Raw genomic sequence first — 22,256 nt, forward strand, 5'->3', positions numbered from 1 at the left:
AGGTCTTCGCCATGTTCAAGACCCACCACTGTCAACAACGCTCGTGATCAATACACCTAGGGCCTGCTGGATGTCGTGATCAACTTGTCGGTCCGGATCCGCCGGGAGGACGGATCCAGACGGATGAGTATCTGAGCTGGCGGAGTGTTGCCGGAACGTCATCCATGAGGCGCGTATGGGCGCGTGATGGAACCGGTAGCGTCGATTCGGCCGTCGTGGAGGGGGCGAGACCTGCACCGAAACTCTGCAGGTGCCTCGGAACCGGTTCTCCGGGGCCGCTGCCGAACGGGCTGCGGTGCCGTGTCGGCACGCACAACGCTGCGGAACCTTCCACGGTCCTTCAGCCGCATGGCCGGGCGTTCCACCAGATGCCAGGAGAGCATTGCCACGATCAGGGTGCCACCCAACGCGAGTCCCAGGTAGGCGCCGAATCCCCAGCGTGCGCCACCAAGTGTGGCGAGGGCTTGTTCCACGACGAAGCCGTAGATGTAGATGCCGTACGAGTAGTCGTGCGTGCGGCCTACTTTCTGGAGCGGCCTCGGCAGCCGGATGGCCAGCCACAGCAGTAGATACGCGTAGGCCGGAACCCCGATGGCGAAGAAGTAACCGTAGGAGAGGGTGATGAGAAGCGTCGCGGCGGCAAGTGCAGCGAGCGGGTCGCTGATCGGGACTCGCTCCTTGTACAGCTCGATCAACGAACCGAGGGCGAAGGCGAAGCCCAGGTAGACCACCCAGTCCACGTCGAGTGCGCCCATCAGGGGAACGTCGAAGGGCCCGCCGTGCTTCGCGGCGGGGGCTCCGGACATGTAGCGGTTCCCGATGGCGTCGCTCAGGACGAGCCAGCCCAGGAGCACGGTCACGGCGAGGACGGCGCGCCGGGCACGGGTCAGGGATCCGGTCAGGGCGAGCAGAGCCACCCCGAGATAGCAGAGCACCTCGTACTTGAGCGACCACAGGGCGCCGTCGAAGGCGTTGTTGAAGGCAAGGCCTTGGGCATGGGCTGTTTCCATGACGCCGGAGATGCCCCATTGACTGATACCGATGGCCCAGTTCGCCCGCAGGTAGGCGAGGGGTCCCTGGGGGTGCTGCCAGTAACCGGCGGTGCTCCCGTGCTGGCGCCAGTACAGCAGTGGGGCCACGCCAAGAGCGGTGACCGTGAGGCAGACCCACAGGCCGGGCAGCAGTCGAAGCGCGCGGTGCCACAGAAAGCGCCCGACGGGGAGCCGGTTTCCACTGCGCGTTATCAGGAGGCCGGACAGGACGAAGAAGCCGAACACCGCCAGGGATCCGAGGTCGATCTGGCCGCCGGAGAACGCGTATCCGAACTCGCGGTCCCCGAATCCGAGGATGCGCGCGTGAGAGACCACCACGGCGGAAGCCAGCAGCAGCCGCAGCAGGCCCAGGCTGTTGTTCCGGCGGGAGAAGAGGTCGGAGACGGTGCCCCGCGATCGAACAAGGCGTGACAAAACCGAGTCATGATGGTGCATGGTGCTCCTTGCCGAACGGCACCCAGGGGCCTGTTCGGTGAAAGGGCCGCGCCGTGACGACGGGCGCCGGCTGCGGGTCCTCGCTGGGGAGGATCGAGGGTTACTGGTCGCCACCTACGGGCGGCAGACCTGACGATGCGGCAGTTCGGCCGATGCCCGGGGCTCGAAGGGTCCGCGGACTTCGCCCAGCGGCAACGTCGCGTCGCTTGTAGCGATGCTGATCCCAGGACGGGACCCTTGCGCCCACCCGGGGATCGGGCCATCGTCGCGTCGGCGAAGGCAACAGGCGCGGGGCCTGACCGGGGCCTGCCGGCGGCTCGACCCGGCGGCCAACGGCGCTGCCCGCCGGGTCTGCAGGCGGTGATGCGGGCAGCGCAGGAGGCGTTCTCCGTATGGCGGGTCCGGCGGCGGGGCTCAGCCCTCGCCGATGCCGCTCTGGGAGACGGGGAAGCAGCTGGGCTCGCCCGGGGACAGCATGACCTCCATGGAGTACATCTTCTCCGGGTGCAGGACACCCTTGAGGGAGGGCTGCACCAGCACCAGGGAGTCACCGTGCGGGATGGCGCTGGGCCGGATCACCATCAGGCGTCCGTTCTTCGGGTCCTGCGAGGAGACCGTTTCGAGGTTGGCGTTGTCGGTGCGGACCTTGGCGTGGCAGGACTCCGAGGCCCGCAGGACCACGGCCGGCACACCCAGGCTGCGCAGCGCCGCCTGGAGCCCGGACACCTCAGCGCCCGTCACCTGGATGCTGACGGTCCCGTCCTTGCGCGGAACCACCGTGTAGGCGGCGTTACTCAGGACCGGCGCACCGCTGCCCGGCACGTGGGTGCTGGGGTCCGTTCCTGCTTGCGGTGCGGTGGTCGGGGCCGAGTGCGGGATCAGCGCCACCGCAGTGGCGGCTGCGGCCAGTCCCAGCGCGGTGACCGCGATCCGACGGGTGTGGCGCGGCCGCACCGGCACCGCTGCCGCGGGCGGCAGGGCCGCGGCGCGGGCGGTGAGCTCATCGGCGAGCTGCTGATGGAAGTGCGCGACGAACCCGAGCGGCTCATGAACCAGTGGCGCTATTGAATGCTCCGCTTTCACGGACGACTCCTTGAACGGACGAGCAATGCCTTACATCTCTACTTGGCTTGGCCGTCCAAAGGCGTTACACGTCCCCACCGCAACCAGCACCACCGCACACGTACCGGCACCACCGCCGCGGCCACCCCGATGCGTGCCCACGACCCGCCGCGACCGCATCCTGGCCCACGTGCGTGCTGTCGGTCTCGGCGCCCTGGGCTTCCTCGGCCTGGACCTAGTCGCCGTTGCCGCTGGTTCGGCTCAGGCGTCGCCGGTTCTTCTCGGCGCGGCGCAGCAGCCGGCCCGCAGTGAGTGTCACGGTCGCCGCCGCGCGGACCCAGCGCGGACCGCCGCGCTCCGCCCACACCACACATGCACACCCGCCGATGGCGAGCGTGAGAACCCCGAGCAGTACCAGTCCGATCATGTTTCCCCGCCCTGCACTCGTTCGTACGGTCCTGGTGATCCTCTCAGGCCGGGAAGGGGGGCGGGGACCGGTGTGCCAGCCCCCTGCCGCCCCCAGTCTCGCCGCAGCGGCCCACCGGCCGACGCCCCTCCCACGGCCGGCGCAGCCCCACCATGACCCGACCGCCAGCCCTCACCCCGCCCCGCCCCGCCGACACCAGGGACAGAGAAGTGGGGGCACGGCCGAGGGGAAGCCAGCCCCCAGTGCCGAGACCATACCCACCTACCAGGAGCTATGCGCGAGCCGGCTTGTTGAGTGCAGCGCTCTCCAACTGGTGGCCGAGCCCGGACAAGGAGGCCCTCAATGTCTGGCCCAACCCCTGGAGTTCATGCGGGGGCACTGGCCGAATCACGGCCGATGCGCGGGGCGGATGCACTGCAGATCGCGTTGGTGTATGTCTCCCAACACATCGGTGACCTGTATGCGGATATCGAGTACAGCAAGCCGCTCGACGGCCTTGGGCCCCAGCGCAAGCAGTTCCATGCCTTCTCGCGTTCTGCTCACCATGGGGATAGCCGCACCGGTTCCGAGGTGCAGCAGGAAGATGTCGCGGTCCCAGTCCAGATCCAATGCCATGAAGGAAGAAATCGCAGCATGCCAGGACATCCAGTCCGAGGGGATGTCAGCGGCCCCGGCGTGATCCGGTGCCGCACGTATCCGGTACTTCACGCGATGCACGACAGACCGTCCGCCGCCCGCGTTGACCAACATGACCGTTCGCAGCGAATCCGTCACCTCACGGCTACCGCCGACGGAGGCCGACCAACTCAGAGCCGGCTGCAGAGTCAGCGACAACTGAGTGCGGGTCACGATGATCCCGGTCAGCAGGACGACGATGGCCGCGCAGGTCGACGTGTCCAGCACAGTGAAACGCCAAGGCCACTCGCTACGGTCCTGTCCAGCCGCATTGGTCTTGACGATCTCCCAGCCAAGATCGGCCACCACCAGGGCCAGGAACGCCCTGGGCAGGAGCAACGTCCTGCCGCCCGTTGAGATCCTGCGTTGATCCCACGCCGCCTCCACCACACGCCCCCCAGTCCACACGTCTGCCTGGATACTCACCATGCAACGCACCGCATCCCCTGGGCAATGTGCCACCTGCAGAAGCCTGCAGGACCGATTCCGGCACGTCCGCGATCCACGCGATGCATACGTGTACGTCGTTCGCCCCTGAACGGTGGTGCACGACTGGTAAACCTCGCGGCCGCAGGGCAGCGGGTTTACCCTCCCTGGCAGCTGCCCCACCGGGCGCAGACCCTGATGGGGTTCGGCTGGCCGATGACCGGCCGGATGATGGCCGCGGGCCTGCGCCCGACCCTGTCCATCGACGACGTCCCCTCGGTGGGCGGCGACATGTTCGCCACGATGCGCACCGCCTTCGTCGTCCAGCGGGGCCTGGACGGCAGCCTCGACTCCCGTGACCTACTGGAGTTCGCCACCCTCGACGGAGCCCAGGCCCTCGGACTCGGCATCCGCACGGGAAGCCTCGCCCCGGGCAAGGACGCCGACGTGATCCTGCTGCGTACCGACGACCTGACCGTACTGCCGGTCACCGATCCCGCCGGGACGGCCGTCGCCTCCGGGCATCCCGGCCTGGTCGACACGGTTCTCGTCGCCGGGAAGGTGGTCAAGCGCGCCGGGGCACTGGTCGGCGTCGACCTGCCCGAGCTCAAGGCGCGGCTGGCGGCCTCCCGTGACCGGGTCACGGCGGCGGCCGGTGTGCCGCTGGACAGTACCTGGAGTCCGCAGCCCAGAGCCTGAGCGCACCTGTACCAGCAGGACGGGGATAGGGATGCCGTCAGCCGTAGAGCCGCCGAAAGACCTTCCACGGGCGCAGGGCCACGCGCCTCCCGACCGGCCCGGTCAGGAGGCAGCCTCTTCTGCGATGTCGTGCAGGGGGGCGCGGCGCCAGCGAAGTCCGGTGCCGTCCGCTTCCGTGAGCACCAGCAGGTGTGCGCCGGGAAGGAACGCTGTGGCGGCAATGGCCTTCAACAGGGCGGCGACCAGGGCGGTGCCCTCTTCTTCACTGACGGCCGGGGCAGCCGAGCCGATGCCCCGTATCTGATGGCGTACTTCGTCACGGTGGTCGGTAAGGGTGAACGTGAGGAACTGGGGCGCACTGCGCTCCCAGCTGACCTCCACGATCGTGTCGGCTCGCACCAACCGGTTTCCAAAGGCCACGCTCTGCGCCCGTACCCACACGTCTTGAGTTCCCACCAGTCTTCGCCCCCGATAGCTCTGGCTGCATCCAGGGTTTGATTCTGCTTTCTTGCGGCCGGTCAGGGGCGGACTTGGGAAAACGTTGGGCAGGATCCAGCCCGGTCCGGCCGACCAATCCCGTCGCAAGTGGACTACGCGCGGGCTTCGTTGGAACTCATGGTGAATCCCCGGCAGCGGCACATCACCGGTGGGCGCGACCGGGGATGTCGTGGTGTCCGCGGACCGTACCGCGCCCCCCGGGCGGGCATCTCGCCGCTCGAAGGGGCTTCCCTGGTGGTCACGGGCTCCCCACGGCGCTGATCGCACTGCGGGACCGCGTGCATCTCGCGGGCGGGAAGCGGGTCCCGTTGCGGGGCGCATCACCGTCGGGCTGTCTGCGTCGGCCGTAGCCGCGATCACCGCGTCGAGCGCGTACGGTGCCCGCCTCACGCACGTGCGCCACCTTCGACGTGCCGGGGATGAGCAGAATGTTCGGGGAACGCTGCAAGAGCCAGGCCAGCGCGACCGATATCGACGTCGCTCCCAAGCAGCCGAGGTGCTCGCCAACCGTGAAACCCACGAGACGCACACCACCTGACCACTCACACTGCTTCGGTCGTCGCTCGTCGCTCGTTGCCCGGGTCGCCCGTGGCCTGGCCGTGATTGTCAGAGCCCACCGGTACGGTCGGCGCATGAGAGCCACTGCAGCGTTCACTGTCAAAGCGTTCGTCCCGACTGAGCTGAAGCCCGAGCCGGCCGTGTCCACCGGGCTGCCGGTCAGTGTCGCGACGATGGAGAAGCACTTCGAGGGCGAGGCCGCAGGTCGCTCGGCGACCCTGTTCACTGCCGCGTTCGACCAAGCGACCGGCGTCGGAACGTATGTGGCCATGGAGTCGTTCGAAGGCTCCCTGCACGGACAGGAAGGTTCCTTCAACTTCGTACACTCGGCGACGACGTCCGGCAGCGACCGCACCGCGGAGTTCTTCACCATCGTGCCCTCCAGCGGAACCGGCGAGCTGACCGGGATCTCCGGTGCCGGAGGGATGGCCGTCGACACCGACGGCACGCATCGCATCTGGTTCGACTACCAGCTCGGCTGAACGGCGGGCTCTGGACCGGGGGTTGTTCCGAGCTGACCCCAGCGGCGCCGGCCAGGGGCTGCGCCCCTTCCGTGACCCCGACACGACCGAGGACGAGGAGGAGAACGAGTCCCTGGGCTGATCGGTCAACCGTCGGGGCCGGCTTGTCAGCTGTTCCCCGTGGGGCTGGGTCCGGAACCGCGGGCAAGTGGCGCCAGCATCAGCGCCGAGTCCGCATGGAGCGTGATGCGCACCGGTGTGAAGGTGGTGGCGTCCACCGGCGACTCCCCGGTGCCGGGATTGCGGGCGTAGCGCGGATGGGCGCCTCCGCTGATCTGCCAGCGTATGCGGTGACCGGCAGCGAAGCGGTGGGCGGTGTGACTCATCGGCACAGTGATCTGCGACGGCTCCTGCCCGTCCGTCCTCAGTCGGCCCAGCCCGTCGCAGATGTTGACGGAGCGGCCTTGTGCGTCCACGTCGCACAGGCGGGTGAAGATGTCGGCGTGGCCGGTGTCCGTGGAGATGCTCAGCCGTGCGGCGACCGGGCCGAGGATGTCCAGGGGCTCGGTCAGCGGGGGGCCGGTGAAGGTCAGTACGTCGTCCCGGACCTCCAGGGTGCTGTTGTCGCGAGGACCGGCCGTACGGGAGAGCAGCGGGCCGCCGAGAGAGGGGGTGGGGTCGCTCGGGTCGTAGCGGAACGACATCAGGGGTGCGGAATCCGGGGGAGCCTGCTGGGTGAGGTGCTTCTGCGCGGTGGGAAACCACGGGCTGCCGAGCGTGGCCGGCGGCCAGTCCTCGATGTCCCGCCAATCGTCTTGGCCGCCGACGTGCACGCGCACTCTTGTGGGACGGAGGCCTGAGGGATCGCCGTACAGGTGTGCGCGCAGCCAGGCGAGGCTCTCGGCGAACACCTCGGGCCACCCCTGCTGCAGCGCGGACGTGTGGGTCCAGGGGCCGACGAGCAGGGCGGTTTCGCAGCCGGCCTCACGTAGTCGGCGGTACTGCTCGAAGGTCTGGTCGCCCAGCACATCGTGCCATCCGGTGATCAGACTGGTCGGCACCTTCAGCCGCTGCGCCACCGCTGCCAACGACGCACCGCTCCAGTACGCGTCCTCGGCATCCGGGTGCGACATCACGTCGTCCAGCCAGGGCACATCGCCCCCGAGGGCGGGCACGTGCGCGCCGCGCAGCGGCTGCGCGGTGGTGACATCACGCAGGCGCCGCTGCAGACGCAGAGTCGCCTTCACGAAGCGTGCCATCCCCTGGTGCTGGTACGTCATGCCGACGCCGACGGCGAGGGCGTTCTCCAGGCGGAGCGCACCATCTGCGTGGAACAGGGCGTGAGGATCGTGCAGCCCCACCTGCACCACCATCGCCTTCAGCTCCGGTGGCGGTTCCACGGCCAGGGCCCACTGCACGTATCCCAGGTAGCTGGGGCCGATGGTCCCCAGTGTTCCGTTGAACCAGGGCCGCTCGCGCAGCCAGGACACTGTGGCCTGGCCGTCGGCGGCCTCGTTGCGCCACAGATCGAACTGGCCGCCGGAACCGCCGGTGCCGCGACAGCTCTGCAGCACCACGTGGAAGCCCTGTTCGGCGAAGAGCACGCCGTACATGGGAGACCACGGCAGGCCCCTGCCGTACGGCGAGCGCACCAAGAGGGTGGGGAAGTCGCCCTCGGCGCGTGGGAAGTAGTGGTCCGTGATCAACGGGCTGCCGTCGGCGGCCGGCACCAGCAGCCCCGGCTCCCACCCGACATCGTGCCGCTTGGCCGGGAGGCCGCGCCAGGTCGCCCTCATGATCCGTGAAGCCAGTGGCGGCTTACCGGAAGGCGGTGCCCAGGTCGGCCTCGTCGCAGAACCGTGCGTGCGTGCTGCCATCGTTCCCCTCCTCGTTATCCGTACGATGTACGAGAATAGCCCATGCTTGGATGAGGCCCGCAAGGGCCGCCTCGATCGAGGAAGGGAGCGCGGAGCATGCCCCGTACAGAAGAGGCCGGCACCCCAGGCGTCGACCCTGAACAGCTCTGGCTGGGCTCCACCAAGCCCCGCAGGGGCCGCAAGCCCACCTACAGCCGAGAGGCGATCACGGCGGCGGCCGTCGCCCTGGCGGACGCGGAGGGGCTCGAAGCGGTCACCATCCGGAAAGTCGCCGCAGCGGTCGGAGCCGGCGCCATGTCGCTGTACAGCTACGCCCCCGACAAGGAGACGCTGCTGGAACTGATGGTCGACCACGTCAGCGGCGAACTACCCACCGCGAACACGCCCACCGGCGACTGGCGTGCCGAGTTGAAGGCCATCGCCCACCTCCAGCGCGCCCACATGCTGCGACACCCCTGGCTGCCCGCAGCTCTGGCGGGCCGCCGCATCCCCGGCCCCAACACCCTGGCCTTCCTGGAACGCGCACTTGCCACCCTGCGGCCCACCGGGCTGGACGGTGCGGCGAAGCTGGAGGTCTTCGCCCAGCTCACAGCATTCGTGGCCGGGCACGTCGCCCATGAGATCGCGGGGGCCGCAGCCTTGCAGTCCCCCGACCGAATCGCAGCCGAAGTCCGCTACCTCACCGCTGTCGCAGCGGACGGCCGTCACCCGGAACTCGCCGAAGCCCTCGCCGCCCCCGGACGCCCCCTCACACCCGAAGCCACCTTCACCCGGTTCCTCAACCGCCTGATCGACGGCCTGGACACCGACTGATCCCGTTCCGCCGCACCACGCCCGTTCTCCACCGCTGCGCCCGTCCGGCGGCGGGAGCGGTGATGGACCTGCCGGCGGACGGGGCCTGACAGCCGCAGGTCCGCCTGTGTGGCGTCACCCCATGAGCGACGAGACCACGGCCAGGGCAGGTAGCGAGTTCTACACGTTCGACGGCCGGATCCTGGAGGTCTTCGGCGGCTATCCGAAGCAGTTCCACATCCGGGGTTTCCCGCAACTGTGGTTGAGGACGGCCAGGGTCCTGTCAGGGGTGAGAGTTCCTCCACAGATGCCGCTCGTCCAGGGTCCCGAACCGTACGTCCCCGTACTCCAGGATCGTTCGGCCGCGCGGTTCGGTTCCTCCGTCTCAACTCAGTTGCTCGGCCAGTCCGACGATGATGCCCTCCGGGCCCCGGAGGTAGCAGAGCAGATAGCTGTCCTCGAACCGGGCGATCTCGCCGACGAGTTCGGCGCCGTGAGGGCGCAGGCGGGCAACGGTGTCCTCGATGTCGTCGACGGCGAACATGACGCGGTGCGTGCCCAGAATGTTGTGCGGCCGGTTACGCGGCCCGGCGCTGATCGCTGCGGGGCTGCGGTACTTCGCCAGCTCGAGCCGGCTGTGCCCGTCCGGGGTCCGGACCATCGCGATGTCACAGCGGACGCCGTCGAGTCCGGTGCACTGGTCGGCGAAGAGGCCCTCGACCTGCGCCCTGCCCTCCAGCTCCAAGCCGAGTTCCACGAAGAACGCGATGGCGGCATCCATGTCCTCGACGACGATGCCGACGTTGTCCATCCGCTGAATCGCCATGCTGGCTTCTCCTTCTTCCTCGTGCGGCCGGAGGTGGCCGCTGATGCCCCTGGGACGGAGCCGGTGACACGTTCTCGACATCCGCAGACCGCCGAACTCCGAGAAATCTGGATCGCGCCTCAGCACCGCGACAGCAGACCCTCGAGCCAGCCGCCACCACCAAGGGTGCGTACGGCGCAGGTGGCCGCTCCCATGAAGACGATCAGTCGCAGCCTGCCGTCCCCGCTCGTCCATGCTTCCCCGACGATTCGCAGCGTGCGCGCTTGAGCACTGCGCCTCCCCCAATAATTCACCGTGCCGGGTCACCCTTGGCGGGTGGAGTTCGTCCCGCATCCGGCCCGTGGGCTCGATGCAGGGCAGCGGTACCTGCCGGTATCTCACTCGCCCAACGCCCCCACCCGGCCCCGGCCCGGGACGCCTTCGGGGCGCCGGTGATTGAAAGAGACCGGGCGATCGGCATACTCGGCACCATGACCGACGATACGTCCCGCGAAGCGCTGACCGTACCCGCCGCCCCCGAAACCGCCGCATGCGCCGCCGCTCTCGAAGTCGCCACCGCCTACTGCACCCCCGCGCTGCTCAACCACTCGATCCGGTCCTACGTGTGGGCCAGCGCGTACGCCGCGGACCGGGGCATCGAGCACGACGCCGAACTGCTGTACGTGGCCGCACTGCTCCACGACATAGGGCTGGTCCCGCAGTTCGACAGCCACACCGTCGCCTTCGACGAGGCCGGCGGGCACGTGGCCTGGGTATTCGGCGCCGGGGCCGGATGGCCGGTGGAGCGCCGGCAGCGGCTGTCCGACGTCATCGTGCGGCACATGTGGGACTCGGTGGACGTGCGGGAGGACCCGGAGGGCCATCTGCTGGAGCGGGCCACCGGCGTGGACATCTCGGGGCGGAACGCGGACGACTTCACCGCCGGGTTCCGGGCGGATGTGCTGGCCCGGCACCCGCGCGAGGGGCTCGCGGACGAGTTCCTGGCCTGCTTCCGTGACCAGGCCGCCCGCAAGCCCGACAGCTCCCCCGCAGCGGCCATACGGAGCGGTCTCGCCGACCGCGTCCTGGCAAAATCGCACCCCCTGGAGAGCTGAACGCAACAGCCGCCTCGAACTCCTCGCTCCCACACGGGCGGCCGGCCTCACAAGGATCGTGACCGACGTCCTGGAGTCATCGCCCCTGTGGGAGACCGGCGATGAACAGGGCCCCCGACGGGTTGGGGGCCGCGTGCAGGGTGCCGCCGTGCCGGGTGGCGATCTCTCGGGCGATGGCCAGGCCCAGCCCGGTGCCGCCGGTGCCGCGGGCGCGGGCGCCGTCCAGGCGGGTGAAGCGTTCGAAGATCCGCTCGCGGTCGGCGGGCGGGATGCCGGGGCCGTCGTCGCGTATCTCCACCCGGGCCAGGCCGTCGGTGCCGGAGGTGACGGCGATGTCCGTGACCGTGCGGGCGTGCCGCGCGGCGTTGTCGAGGAGGTTCCGCAGCAGCCGCTCCAGCTGCACGGCGCTGCCGTGCACGACGACCGGGTCGTCGGCGTGGAAGGTGAAGCGCAGCTTCTGGTGGATGCGGAGGTGGCGGAACTCCTCGACCAGGTCGTGGGTGAGCGCGGCGAGGTCGACGGGGGTGCCCGCGGGCGGAGCGGGGTCGTCCAACCGGGCGAGCAGGAGCAGGTCGTCGGTGAGGTGTTGGAGCCTGTCGATGTCGGTGAGCGCGTCCCGTACGGTCTCGGGCCAGTCCACGTTCTCGGGGTGGGCGAGGGAGGATTCGAGGGAGGCACGGAGGTTGGCGATGGGACTGCGCAGCTCGTGGGAGGCGTCGGCGATGAAGCGCTGCTGACGGGCGACGCCTGCGAAGACGCGGTCGAGCGTGACGTTGATGGTGCGGGCCAGCCAGGGAATCAGCGTGCCGATCTCGGGGACCGTGATCCGCTGATCGAGGGCGCGGCTGGCGGTGATCTCCTGCAGTTCGCGGTTGAGGATCTCGACCGGGCGCAGCGCGCTGCGGGTGGCGAACCGCACGATGGCGCCGACGAGGAGTCCGCCGCCGATGGCCAGGAGCCAGTTGGTGAGCGCGCCCCGGGGGTTCCACCCCCAGCGGTAGGACTGTCCGATCAGGACGAAGAACCACGCGGCCACGGCCATCAGGGCCGCGGCCGCGGAGCCGCTGACCAACAGCCGCCGGGGATGGCCCCGGCCCGCGCCCGGTGTGCTCCCTTCCCGTGGCCGCGCGGATACCCAGGTGGTGGCGGCGACGAGCAGCCCGGAGGCCGTGGCGGCTCCGCCCAGAGCCATCCACGACACGTGGGGGTGCGGCCGGTCGGTGCCTGACAGGACGACGGCGGGCAGCCAGCGCGCGTCGGCGAAGGTCACCAGTAGCGCGGTCGCGGCGGCGGCCGTCACCGCGCCCCGGCCGCGCGAGCTCCCGCCCAGCTGCCAGGTGGCAGCGGCCACGAACACGGCGGCCAGCAGTGCTCCCGGCGTCGCCACCTCTTCGATGAGCGCGAGAGCGCGGGCCTGACTTTCGAAACCGGCGTCGCTGCCGGCCGGTAGGGGCAGCACGGAGCTCATCAGCAGGAGGGCCGCAAAGCCCGCGCAGAGCACGGCGACGGTGCTGAGCCCCGCCACCGCGGCGAGGCGGTCCCGGCCCGCGCGGGTGTCAGCCACCGTCGGCCGCCAGCCGGTAGCCGCCGCCGCGCACCGTCTCGATCGCCGCGCGCCGGAAGGGCGCGTCGATCTTGCGCCGCAGGGCACTGACGTAGACCTCGACGATGTTGATGTCCCCGTCGTACGACACGTCCCAGACCTCGTCCACGATGTCGATCTTCGGGACGACCTCGCCCGGTCGCCGGGCCAGGCATTCCAGCACCGCGAACTCCTTGGCGGTGAGGGCGATCCGATGGTCGCCGCGTCCGCAGTTCCGCGCGGCCGGATCGAGCCACAGGTCGCCCAGGCGCAGCTGGGTGCGCACCCGCGGGCCGCCACGGCGCAGCAGGGCGCGGAGCCGGGCTTCCAGGACGACGTAGGAGAAGGGCTTGGCCAGGTAGTCGTCGGCGCCGGTGTCCAGCGCCTCGGCCTCGTCGTACTCACCGTTCTTCGCGGTGAGCATGAGGATGGGGGTGTTGACGCCGTCGCTGCGCAGGCGGGCACAGACCCGGTAGCCGTTCAGGCCCGGCAGCATGATGTCGAGGATGATCGCGCTGTACGCGTGCTCCCCCGCCATCCACAGGCCGATCCGCCCGTCGTGGGCGACGTCGACGGCGTACCCGGCGGCCTCAAGACCGCGCTTGAGGGACGCGGCCAGCCGCTCCTCGTCTTCGATCACCAGCACTCGCATGATCGCCAGTATCCCCGGACCGCGACGTTCTCCCTGAAACGATCTTCAGGAAGCTTCAGCCTCTCCTCAGCAGGTTAAGGGCAGTGTCAGTACGTGACCATCACGACCAGCACCCTGCCCGACACCCCGACGGCCGCCGCACCCCCAGCCCGCAGCCGCCTCCGGCGCCGCGTCCGCGCGGTCCGGCCCGCCGCCACCCTGGGGCTCGCGTCCTTCGCCCTCTACGCCCTCTACGCGCTCCGCCATCACGCCCGCTTCGACACCGGCGCCTACGACTTGGGCATCTTCGGCCAGGGCGTCCGCGCCTACGCCGACCTGCATCCGCCTACCTCGCAGATCCGCGCGGCGACCGCCGGGCCAGGGCTGCAGGACGTCGCCTTCCCGCTGCTGGGGGACCATTTCCATCCGATCCTCGCCATCCTCACCCCGCTCTACGGACTGTTCCCGCACATCGAGACCCTGCTGATCGCCCAGGCCGCGCTGGCGGCGTGGTCCGTCTACATCGTGACGCGCAGCGGCGGCCCGTTGATCGGCACCGCGTACGCGCTCAGCTGGGGCATCCAGAACCTCATCGGCTTCGACTTCCACGAAGTGGCCTTCGCCCTGCCCTTGCTGGCCCTCGCGCTCGCCGCCTACCTCGAACGCCGCTGGACCGCCTGCGCGGCCTGGGCATCAGCACTGCTGCTGGTCAAGGAAGACCTGGGGGCCACGGTCCTGGTCCTGGGACTGCTCCTGCTGTGCCGAGGACCAGGAACCGCCCGCCGGGCGGGGCTGACGCTGTGCGTGCTGGGGCCCGCCGCGGCAGCGCTGGCCGTGCTGGTCGTCATCCCGCATGTCAACCCCGGCGGCGGCTACGTCTACCTCGGCTCGCAGAACCCAGCCGGCACCCTGGCCGCCGGCGGCACGAAGGCCCTGACGCTCCTGATGACCCTGCTGCCCACCCTGTTCCTCGCCGCCCGCAGCCCGCTGCTGCTCCTGGCCCTGCCGACGCTCGCCTGGCGCTTCCTGTCGGACAACCCCTCGTACTGGGGCATCTACTTCCACTACTCGGCGGTCCTCATGCCCATCGTGTTCTTCGCCCTGATCGACGCGGTCTGCCGGGGCAAGGCGGCGTCGCGGTTCCGTGGCCGCATCCCGCTCGCCGTGGCGCTCACCGCTGCCGCGATCGGCGCCTTCTTCCCGCTGGCCCGGATCGTCACCCCCGGCTTCTGGTCCGACACCCCGCGCATCACGGCCGCCCGGCAAGCCGTCAGCCTGATACCCAACGGCGCCCGGGTCGCTGCCGGCCACAACCTCGCCCCCCACCTCACCGACCGCGCCAGCGTCTTCCTCTTCGCCCCGGACATCACCGACATCCGCCGCCAGCCGGTCGACTGGATCGTCTCCGACACCGAGCGCACGGGCATCGGCACCCAACCCGGCCCCTCCGAGGTCAGCGGATTCCGCCAGGTCTTCGCCGCACACGGCTACGTGGTACTGCGCCGGAAGTGACGCAACACCGCCCAGCAATATGGGACTGCTTCGGGCGGCTGGACTGACGCGCGCTGGCGTTCGTCCCACCGCCGGACCAGCTCCTCGATAGCATTGGCGCTGATGGGAGCGCTCATCGGCAAGTCGCCGCTCTGGTCGTAGAACGTCGCGGTGGCATGGCTACCGGTCTGCTGGTTCCAGTGGGGCCCATCGCCCTCCCAGCTCGACACCGAGTGGGTGGCGCACGGGTCGAACGGAACAGCTCCTCTTGTCTGCGTGGTCATGCCGGTACTTCCAGGTGGTTCAGGTGGGTCGTGTCGCCGAACCGGGCCAGGTGCAGCCGGGTGCCGTCGCCGGTCCATGTGGACACCGATGCGTTCGGCACCAGGGTTGTCCCGTCCGGCCGGGCCGCGCCGATGCCGGCAATCACGTAGCGCAGGGCCACGACGACGGCGTCGTGAGCGACGAGCAGCACCCGCTGCCCGACCGCCGCAGCGTTGAGTTCGGCGAACAGATCACGGACGCGCAGCGCGACGTCGGCAAGCGACTCGCCGCCCGGCGGCCGGTAGGCCCATTCACCGACCCGGGCGCGGCGCTCGGCCTCCTGCGGCGCCCGGTCCAGGATCACCTCCGGAGTGTGCAGTTCGAAGATGCCCATCTCCCGGTCCCGCAGCCGCTCGTCGACCAGCAGCGGCGGCGGCACGTGCCCAAGCGCTGCTGCGGTCTCTGCCATGACCGACCAGGTCTGCCGGGCTCGCAAGTAGGTCGAGCAGACGACGCGGCCCGGACGGTGACCCGGAGGGAGAGCGGCCAGCCACTGGCCCAGCGCCTGGGCCTGCTGCACTCCCCCGACAGACAGCGGCACCGCGGCGTCGGTACCGGCCAACGGTAAATCGATCGATCCGGTGCGGGCGGCCTCGGCGAACGCCACGTTAGCGGTGCTCTGACCGTGCCTCACAGCGAAGACCTGTCCCAGCGCGCACGACGCGGCCAACCCTTCCGGTCGCGTCACCGGGTGCCTGCTGCGGCCGGAGCGTTGACGTGCACGACATCCGTCTCCTCGATCGGGGTCACGGGAGGCACCAGCTTCGGGTCGGAGGATGGCTCCGGCGGTTCGATGCCCTTGGGAGCTTCCGTCATTCCGTCAGGATTCACCTGCCGAGATGATTCGTCAGGCGAATCCTGAGAGGACGAGGAAGTGGCCGAATCGCGTCTTCATCCTGCGGGAGGCCATGCGGTGCTCAGTACATTGCAATCGCCGCCCAGGTAGGGCAAACCGACGAAATGCAGGTCCCGACGTGGTGCAACGCGCAGAGCCAAGCTGGGCCAACTGGCCGGGCGGCCACCGCGACTCGCGTGTGTGATGGGATCACGGGCCGGCACGCCCCAGCCTCAGATATCTGGATCTTCGGCACCCTGGGGCCCGACGGCTGTTTCACCGGCCGGGAGCCCGCAGCAGCACCTCGGTGCCGCAGCCGGTGCCGTCTGCTTCGGCTGCCCCAGCCGCTTCCACCGGTTCAGCTGCTTCCATCGATCCGCGAACGGGTCCCGGGCCGTGCGCCGTGCGCCCGGCCCGGAGCCGTGCACCACTGGCGGGGTCAGCGACGGTCGGCGAGACTGCCTGGGCGGAAGTGCTGGATGTTCTCGCTCAGGAAGGCCTCCAGAGTGCGGGGTTCGCGGCCCAGGATCCGGGAGACGGTGTCCGTGGGCTGTTCCGGCCGGGTCACGGCCAGTTGCTGGATCTCCACGATGTGGGAGGCCAGCCAGTTGGGCAGGCCGCCGTGCTCGACCAGGTTCTGCCGCATGGCCGCGGGCGGCAGGTCGACGTACTGGATCCGGCGTCCGAGCACCAAACTCAGCCGCTCGGCCAACTCGGGCTGGCTGAAGGTCCGCCGCCCGGTGAGGGTGTAGGTCTGCCCGGCGATCTGGGGTCGCAGGAGAGCCTCGGCGGCGACGTCGCCGATGTCGCGGCAGTCGACGTAGTTGCAGGCGGCGTCCCCCAACGCGCCGAGGACGACGTCTCGAGCCACGATCGCTGGCGCCAGGGTCAGCAGTTTCTGCATGAAGGCGTAGGGGCGCAGCAGGGTGTGGGTCAGGCCGGTGTCACGCAGGACCTCCTCGATGCTGTGGTGCCAGCGGGAGATGGCGACCGGGGAGTCCGGGGCGGCCGCCGGGGCGGAAAGCTTGACGATGTGCCGGATGCCGCTGTCGGCGGCGATGGTGATGGCGCGGGTTTCCAGAGCCACCTGTGCCGGGCTGTTGACCATGCTGATGAACAGCTGGTCGGCGCCGTGGAAGGCGCTCCGCAGCGACTTCGGGTCCTGGGCGTCGGCTGCTCGGACCTCGACCAGTGTCCGGGCCGCTTCGTCGAGACCGGCCCACAGCCGGTCGGGGTCGCGGCTCAGTGCCCGGCTCGGCACCCCGAGGGCGACCAGGCGTTGGAGGAGTGCGCTGCCGGTTGCCCCGGTGGCTCCCATGATGACGATCATCGCTGTGCCCTTCGTATGGTGTGTGCTCCGCGCCAGCGCCAGGTGATGATCCCGGCGGCGAGGGCCGAGGAGAGCGGTAGGTCCAGTCGGAGGCGGTCGGGCCACGACCCGTGGAGCTCTGTGGTCCCGCCCGGCGTCCAGCCGGTGACCAGCCAGGCGACCAGGGCTCCGACAACTGCGGCCCCGATGGCGAGCGCGAGTGTCGGGACGATACGCGGCGCCGCGGTGAGCCACCCGCCCCGGGCGCGGCGGCGCTGCAGCCACGAGCCGATCAGCGTGGCCACCACCGCCGAGGTGCCCGCTATGGAGGTGCAGGCGGCGATGGTCAGGTCCGGTTGGGCGCTCGCGACGCCTCCCGCGCCGGCCATCAACGCTGGTGCCAGGTAGGCCACCAGGACCTCTCGCCACAGGGTGAAGCGGGGCGGCCCGGAGCCGCCCGGTTCATCAAGCATTTGATTAGTCTCCTAACTATATGGGCAGAGAAAGCCCAGCCCACAGGGGTGGTGAACAAAGGACACAAGGGGGCCGCGAGCCCCGGCGGCTAGTCCTGCGTCAGCGCCGGAATACCCCGAACGAGACGGCCCAGCAGGTCCAGGAAGACCGTCCGCTCCTCGGCGCTGAGCGGGTCCACCATCGCCTGGAGCCGACCGAAGTGTTCCGGGGCCAACTCCCGCATCTTGCGCGCCCCCCGGGCGGTGAGCACGACGACGGCGGAACGGCCGTCCTCGGCGGACGGACGACGCAGCACCAGCCCGTCCCGCTCCAGGCCGTCGAGCAGGCCCGTCACGGTCGCCCTGGACACGCCGAGGCTCGCCGCAAGTTGCGAGGGGGACTTCTCGCCGTCCGCGTCCTCCAGGTCGGCCAGCAGACGGTAGCGTCCGGCAGACAGGCCGAACCGGGAGAAGTGCACCTCGACCGCCTGGCCGAGCCGGGCCCCGGCCGCCATCAGGCGCACCGCGACGAGCACCGCCTGGGGGTCGACGTCGAGGCCGTAACGCCGGATCTGGTAACGGGCCTGATCCAGCGTGGGGATTTCCTCGGGCCTCGGTTCCTGTGCCATGCAAAGTAGTATGGTCGCTAATCATTCTCTTCGTCAAGGCGCGGAGCCGACGCCAGACGCCGGACCACTCCCCCGGACGGTCGACCGGTGAACCTGCTCAGCGACGTTCAGGCCACTACCGGGCCGGCGTTCGGCGGCCGACGCCCAACCAGCTTCTCCTCGTTCCGGGGGCCCCGCTCCGCATGGTGCGGAGCCCTCTCTACGATGCTCCCGTGCCGTCCGATCAGCGGGGGCCATCGGGAGTGTGGGGGAAGGTTCGACATGGAGAATCCGGCGGGTTCACGGTCGCCGGTGCCCGTTCGCAGAGCGAATCGGAAAGCTCTCATCGTCTCGTGTGCCGTACTGGCGGCCGGGGTGCTGCTGGTGTTGAGCGACATCGTCGCGTTCCGAATGAACATCCAGTTGCTCTCCCAGCCGAGCGACGCGATGCGGCCGACCTTTGAACACGACAGCAAAATCGTCGCAGAAAGGATCGAAGGCAACCAGGTGCGACGCGGTGACGTGGTCGTGATCGACATTCCGCAGTGGAAATTTTCCGGATCCGTCATCAAGCGAGTGATCGGTGTCGGCGGGGACCGGGCCAGCTGCGCCGTGCAGGGCAAGGTGACGGTGAACGGCAAGCCGCTCGACGAGCCCTACGTCCTCAACGGGGTGACCAACGGGCTGCTCCGCGACTACGACGTGATCGTCCCTCCCGGGCGGCTCTTCCTGCTCGGCGACAATCGCGTCGACTCCCTCGACTCCCGTTTCCACCTCGACATGGAGCAGGGAACCGTCCCCGCCTCCGCCGTGTCCGCCCGGACGACGACCGGCGCCGGAGCGCTGATGCCTTACGAGGTGTCCTTCGGTGCCGGGCTGATCATCGCGCTGGCCGGGCTGATCGGCACGGTGATCGCCTGGGCCAAGGGGCGACGCCGGATCGTCCCCGCGCCGAGCGGCATCGCAGTCCCGCACGACTGGCCGTAACCGGCGACGAACAAGGCCAACACGCGGCAGTGCCGCACACGGATGGTGTCACGCCGTGCTGCGCGGGGCCGAGTTCACACGGTCCTCACCACGCCATCACGGTGCCGGCTCGGCCAACGTTGGCGACTCACCGATCCGAACTGTTGTTGCAAGCGGGTTTTTGCCAACTGCGCCGCGCGCCTTGTCCGGGTGGTCGCCGACTGTCATCGTCGGGACCTGTGCCCGGCATGACGACCTGTGCGAGCGGAACCGGGGAAACGAGATGAAGATTCTGAAAGGGCCGACGTCGAGGCGAAGGGCGTTCGTGCTGGGGATTCTCGTGATGATCGCGAGCCTGCTGCAGGCGCCGGCCGCGTCGGCGACCGATCCGGCAGACGCTCCGCCCGGCTACGGCGGACCGTTCAACTCCTGCCCGGGCCAAACGTGGAAGAACGTGACCCTGCGCAACGGCACCACGGAACTCGGGTACCTGCAGATCTGGTACCACGGCACCTACAAGGGCGGCACCTACTGCGCGCGGGCCGGCGAGGGAATCCCCGGTGCGCATCACATGGAGATCGTCGTTCGCCGCGGGGACTGGCAGACGTCCTGGTACGACTCGGGCACCTACAACGACTACGCCGGCTTCATCGACGTGTACGGCGCGGCGACGAAGTGCGTCCACTTCTTTGGCCGGGTCACGGTGAACGGGGTGAACTACGAGCGGACTTGGCTGACCCCCGAGTGCCTTTGACGCCGACCGTCGCAGACGTCAGGCGGTCGAACCTCCTGGTGCGCGAAGAGTCCGGCGGACGGCGTCGCGGAGCCAGTGGTGGGCTCCGTCGGCTGCCTGGCGGGGATGCCAGGCCATGCCGATGGTCAGTGGCGGCAGAGGCAAGGGGATATCGAGCAGGTGCAGGCCGAGGGCAGTGGCGTCGGCGGTGAGGGGTGAGGGGGTCGCTCCGGGGAGCGCTGCGGGGACCAGGCAGACGACGTCGCTGCGGGCGGCAAGGGCCATCGCGGCCAGATGGCTGGGGAGGACAACAGCCACCCGCCGGCGCAGGTCGTGCTCGGCCAGGGCGGTGTCGAGGGGACCGGTGAACCGGCCGCGTCGGCTGACCGCGACATGGTCGGCGGCAGCGAGCCGGGCCGGGGTCAGGGGTCCCTCGGTCAGGGGGTGACCGGGCCGGACGGCGGCCACCATCCGCAGGGTGACCAGCTTTTCGACCCGGGTTTCGGGATCGACGTGGTCGATGGATCCGATCTCCAGGTCGATCCGGCCGTCTCGGAGGGCCGGCTCAGCCTCCAACTCCTCGGCCCGGAAACGCAAGGAGATACCCGGCGCCTCTTGCCGGGCCAGTAGCAGCAGGCCGGAGGCCAGCGCCGCACCGACCAGGTCGGCGGCCTGGAGAGTGAAGGTGCTGCGCAAGGTGGCGGGATCGACAACGGTGCCGGGGGCGAGCAGTGCTTCCAGGCTGCGCACCACCACAGCGGCCTCGTCGCGCAGGGCCTGGGCGCGCGGAGTGGGGACCATGGTCTGCCCTGCCCGGACCAGAAGCGGATCTTGGAGGATGCGGCGCAGACGGGCGAGGGTGCGACTCATGGCCGCCGGGGAGGTGTGCAGGCGGGCGGCGGCGCGCGTGACGCTCTGCTCGGTCAGCAGGGCGCCCAGCGCGACGGCGAGGTTGGCGTCGATGACCGGATCAGAGCTGTTCACCAGGGTAATTCCATTTCAGGCAATGATTGCGTGCCGAAGTTCCCATTGTGGCATTGCCGTGGTCCTCAGCAGGATGAAGGGCATACCGATCCGGCACGACCTACGAGGTTTTCATGATCGTCATCACTGCTCCCACGGGGAACATCGGCCGCCACCTGCTGCCCCTGCTGCTGGAGGCCGCCCCCACCCACGGGGAGGAACTGCGGGTGATCGTGCGCGACCCCGCCCGGCTCCCTGACGCGGTGCGCGAACGCGTCGAGGTGGTCATCGGCTCGCACGGCGACGCCGAGGTCGTCGACCGGGCCTTCGAGGGCGCGGACGCCGTCTTCTGGCTCGTCCCCCCGGACTCCTCTCTGGCCCCGATGGACGCCTACTGCGGCTTCACCGACCCCGCCGCGGAGGCGCTCGCCGCCCACGGCGTCGGACACGTCGTCGGCGTCTCCGCGCTCGGCCGCGGCACTCCGGTCGCCGACCGCGCCGGACTCGTCACCGTCTCCCTCGCCGTGGACGACCTCATCGCGAAAACCGGTGTCTCCTACCGGGCCCTGGCCAACCCCTCCTTCTTCGAGAACTTCCTGGAGGAGGCCGACTCGATCCGCGAGAAGGGCGTCTTCACCGACGTCCTGGACGCCGACCGCAAGGCCCCCCTCGTCGCCGTCGCCGACATCGCCGCCGTCGCCGCCCGCCTGCTGCTGGACCGCTCCTGGACCGACGTCGCCGACGTCCCGGTTCTCGGGCCCCAGGACCTGTCACCCAACGACCTGGCCCGCATCATGACCGAGCAGCTGGGCCGCCCCGTCCGCTACGAGCGCCAGTCGCTCGACGAGCTGCACAGCACCCTCGTCGGCTACGGCCTCAACGAGGAATTCGTCCAGGGCATCGTCGACATGAAGCAGGCCAAGGACAACGGTCTCGACGCCGGCGTCACCCGTACCCCGGACACCGCCTCTCCCACCACCTTCGAGCAGGTGTGCGCCCGGACCCTCAAGCCCGCCGTCCTGTCCTGAACCGGGCCATCACATCGAGACCCCCTGCCACTTGGGAAGGACCCGTCATGCCCACTGAGGAAGCCGAAGCACCGGTGACCGCTTTCCTGCTCGTCAAGACCACACCTGAATGGCTTGCCCTGACCGTCCAGGAGCGGGTGGACGCCTTCACCACCCAGGTCGTCCCCGCGATCGAGGCCAAAACCACCGGCGTCCGGTCACGCTTCTACGACACCGAGTTCTACTCCGCACGCGTCACCGATGTCTGGGTCTGGGAAGCAGACGATCACCACGCCTACCAGCTCCTCATCGACGCGCTGCGGGAGACTCCGTTCTGGGACCGCTACTTCGAGGTCGTCGACCTGCTCGTCGGCACCGAGAACGGCTACGCCCGCACCTACGGCCTCGACGCGGTCGCCACCATCACGACCTGACACACCGCCCGCTCCACGCGACCGGGCCGGTGTCCGCTA

Annotated in this window: 24 protein-coding genes and 1 pseudogene; 9 read left to right on the forward strand and 16 right to left on the reverse strand. The window is 69.7% G+C overall.

Annotated features, from left to right (window positions below; translation table 11 throughout):
* Positions 1–158: 158 nt before the first annotated feature.
* The 4 genes from C6N31_RS38290 to C6N31_RS38305 form a co-directional block, all read right to left on the reverse strand.
* Positions 159–1,487, reverse strand: a complete 1,329-nt coding sequence (locus C6N31_RS38290) for an acyltransferase family protein (protein ID WP_138351891.1) — start codon at positions 1,485–1,487, stop codon at positions 159–161.
* A gap of 414 nt (positions 1,488–1,901) precedes the next feature.
* Positions 1,902–2,570 carry a hypothetical protein gene (locus C6N31_RS38295; RefSeq protein ID WP_138351892.1) on the reverse strand — a complete coding sequence of 223 codons (669 nt, stop codon included), beginning with the start codon at positions 2,568–2,570 and terminating at the stop codon, positions 1,902–1,904.
* A gap of 214 nt (positions 2,571–2,784) precedes the next feature.
* Positions 2,785–2,976, reverse strand: a complete 192-nt coding sequence (locus C6N31_RS38300; protein ID WP_138351893.1) for a hypothetical protein — start codon at positions 2,974–2,976, stop codon at positions 2,785–2,787.
* A 387-nt stretch (positions 2,977–3,363) separates the two neighbouring features.
* Positions 3,364–4,080, reverse strand: coding sequence for a hypothetical protein (locus tag C6N31_RS38305; protein WP_138351894.1), 717 nt, complete (start codon positions 4,078–4,080; stop codon positions 3,364–3,366).
* A gap of 24 nt (positions 4,081–4,104) precedes the next feature.
* On the opposite strand from C6N31_RS38305, the gene C6N31_RS38310 reads away from it, so the two are divergent.
* Entirely contained in the window at positions 4,105–4,776 is a 672-nt protein-coding gene (locus tag C6N31_RS38310; protein WP_138351895.1) for an amidohydrolase family protein, read from the forward strand.
* Between the two features lie 102 nt (positions 4,777–4,878).
* Here the strand turns inward: C6N31_RS38310 and C6N31_RS38315 are convergent, their stop codons facing one another.
* The gene (locus tag C6N31_RS38315) at positions 4,879–5,175 is read right to left on the reverse strand and encodes a hypothetical protein (protein WP_138351896.1); all 297 of its coding nucleotides are present in this window, start codon (positions 5,173–5,175) and stop codon (positions 4,879–4,881) included.
* A 484-nt stretch (positions 5,176–5,659) separates the two neighbouring features.
* Positions 5,660–5,761: pseudogene (locus C6N31_RS38320) on the reverse strand (oxidoreductase); the annotation flags it as partial.
* A gap of 145 nt (positions 5,762–5,906) precedes the next feature.
* On the opposite strand from C6N31_RS38320, the gene C6N31_RS38325 reads away from it, so the two are divergent.
* On the forward strand, positions 5,907–6,314 hold the full coding sequence (locus C6N31_RS38325; protein WP_138351897.1) for a DUF3224 domain-containing protein: 408 nt from the start codon (positions 5,907–5,909) through the stop codon (positions 6,312–6,314).
* A 146-nt stretch (positions 6,315–6,460) separates the two neighbouring features.
* Here C6N31_RS38325 and C6N31_RS38330 read toward each other — a convergent pair whose 3' ends face one another.
* Positions 6,461–8,089 (reverse strand): CocE/NonD family hydrolase, encoded by a 1,629-nt coding sequence (locus tag C6N31_RS38330; RefSeq protein WP_138351898.1) that lies wholly within the window; start codon positions 8,087–8,089, stop codon positions 6,461–6,463.
* Between the two features lie 177 nt (positions 8,090–8,266).
* Here C6N31_RS38330 and C6N31_RS38335 point away from each other — a divergent pair, with 177 nt between their 5' ends.
* A complete protein-coding gene (locus C6N31_RS38335; RefSeq protein ID WP_138351899.1) occupies positions 8,267–8,983 on the forward strand; it encodes a TetR/AcrR family transcriptional regulator C-terminal domain-containing protein in 717 nt (238 codons plus the stop codon).
* A 364-nt stretch (positions 8,984–9,347) separates the two neighbouring features.
* Here the strand turns inward: C6N31_RS38335 and C6N31_RS38340 are convergent, their stop codons facing one another.
* The gene (locus C6N31_RS38340) at positions 9,348–9,788 is read right to left on the reverse strand and encodes a VOC family protein (RefSeq protein WP_138351900.1); all 441 of its coding nucleotides are present in this window, start codon (positions 9,786–9,788) and stop codon (positions 9,348–9,350) included.
* 470 nt (positions 9,789–10,258) lie between these two features.
* Between C6N31_RS38340 and C6N31_RS38345 the strand changes: the two genes are divergently transcribed.
* Positions 10,259–10,882: an HD domain-containing protein gene (locus C6N31_RS38345; RefSeq protein ID WP_138351901.1), complete on the forward strand. Its 624-nt coding sequence runs from the start codon at positions 10,259–10,261 to the stop codon at positions 10,880–10,882.
* Between the two features lie 76 nt (positions 10,883–10,958).
* Here C6N31_RS38345 and C6N31_RS38350 read toward each other — a convergent pair whose 3' ends face one another.
* Both C6N31_RS38350 and C6N31_RS38355 read right to left on the reverse strand, forming a co-directional pair.
* Positions 10,959–12,446 (reverse strand): sensor histidine kinase, encoded by a 1,488-nt coding sequence (locus tag C6N31_RS38350; protein ID WP_244809721.1) that lies wholly within the window; start codon positions 12,444–12,446, stop codon positions 10,959–10,961.
* Positions 12,439–13,116, reverse strand: a complete 678-nt coding sequence (locus tag C6N31_RS38355) for a response regulator transcription factor (protein ID WP_138351902.1) — start codon at positions 13,114–13,116, stop codon at positions 12,439–12,441. The genes C6N31_RS38350 and C6N31_RS38355 overlap by 8 nt, the downstream gene beginning before the upstream one ends.
* Positions 13,117–13,209: 93 nt before the next feature.
* Here C6N31_RS38355 and C6N31_RS38360 point away from each other — a divergent pair, with 93 nt between their 5' ends.
* Positions 13,210–14,607: a DUF2079 domain-containing protein gene (locus C6N31_RS38360; protein ID WP_198359285.1), complete on the forward strand. Its 1,398-nt coding sequence runs from the start codon at positions 13,210–13,212 to the stop codon at positions 14,605–14,607.
* 259 nt (positions 14,608–14,866) lie between these two features.
* Here C6N31_RS38360 and C6N31_RS38365 read toward each other — a convergent pair whose 3' ends face one another.
* The 5 genes from C6N31_RS38365 to C6N31_RS38380 form a co-directional block, all read right to left on the reverse strand.
* On the reverse strand, positions 14,867–15,598 hold the full coding sequence (locus tag C6N31_RS38365; protein WP_307811588.1) for a histidine phosphatase family protein: 732 nt from the start codon (positions 15,596–15,598) through the stop codon (positions 14,867–14,869).
* On the reverse strand, positions 15,595–15,726 hold the full coding sequence (locus tag C6N31_RS45345; protein WP_269287078.1) for a hypothetical protein: 132 nt from the start codon (positions 15,724–15,726) through the stop codon (positions 15,595–15,597). Before C6N31_RS45345 ends, C6N31_RS38365 begins: the two co-directional genes overlap by 4 nt.
* Before the next feature lie 458 nt (positions 15,727–16,184).
* Positions 16,185–17,063 (reverse strand): NmrA family NAD(P)-binding protein, encoded by an 879-nt coding sequence (locus C6N31_RS38370; RefSeq protein WP_306665062.1) that lies wholly within the window; start codon positions 17,061–17,063, stop codon positions 16,185–16,187.
* An 8-nt stretch (positions 17,064–17,071) separates the two neighbouring features.
* Positions 17,072–17,527, reverse strand: a complete 456-nt coding sequence (locus C6N31_RS38375) for a hypothetical protein (protein ID WP_138351906.1) — start codon at positions 17,525–17,527, stop codon at positions 17,072–17,074.
* An 89-nt stretch (positions 17,528–17,616) separates the two neighbouring features.
* A complete protein-coding gene (locus tag C6N31_RS38380) occupies positions 17,617–18,135 on the reverse strand; it encodes a MarR family winged helix-turn-helix transcriptional regulator (protein WP_138351907.1) in 519 nt (172 codons plus the stop codon).
* A 291-nt stretch (positions 18,136–18,426) separates the two neighbouring features.
* Between C6N31_RS38380 and lepB the strand changes: the two genes are divergently transcribed.
* Positions 18,427–19,101, forward strand: coding sequence for a signal peptidase I (gene lepB / locus C6N31_RS38385; protein ID WP_187145194.1), 675 nt, complete (start codon positions 18,427–18,429; stop codon positions 19,099–19,101).
* Positions 19,102–19,363: 262 nt separating this feature from the next.
* Entirely contained in the window at positions 19,364–19,834 is a 471-nt protein-coding gene (locus C6N31_RS38390) for a hypothetical protein (RefSeq protein WP_138351909.1), read from the forward strand.
* 18 nt (positions 19,835–19,852) lie between these two features.
* On the opposite strand, the gene C6N31_RS38395 is transcribed toward C6N31_RS38390, so the two are convergent.
* On the reverse strand, positions 19,853–20,806 hold the full coding sequence (locus tag C6N31_RS38395; RefSeq protein ID WP_381586650.1) for a LysR family transcriptional regulator: 954 nt from the start codon (positions 20,804–20,806) through the stop codon (positions 19,853–19,855).
* Between the two features lie 104 nt (positions 20,807–20,910).
* Here C6N31_RS38395 and C6N31_RS38400 point away from each other — a divergent pair, with 104 nt between their 5' ends.
* On the forward strand, positions 20,911–21,804 hold the full coding sequence (locus C6N31_RS38400) for an NAD(P)H-binding protein (protein WP_198359288.1): 894 nt from the start codon (positions 20,911–20,913) through the stop codon (positions 21,802–21,804).
* Positions 21,805–21,851: 47 nt separating this feature from the next.
* Positions 21,852–22,217 carry a darcynin family protein gene (locus tag C6N31_RS38405; RefSeq protein ID WP_164293254.1) on the forward strand — a complete coding sequence of 122 codons (366 nt, stop codon included), beginning with the start codon at positions 21,852–21,854 and terminating at the stop codon, positions 22,215–22,217.
* Positions 22,218–22,256: the final 39 nt, after the last annotated feature.

The organism is Streptomyces fildesensis, from assembly GCF_016107395.1.
Taxonomy (GTDB): Bacteria; Actinomycetota; Actinomycetes; order Streptomycetales; family Streptomycetaceae; genus Actinacidiphila; species Actinacidiphila fildesensis.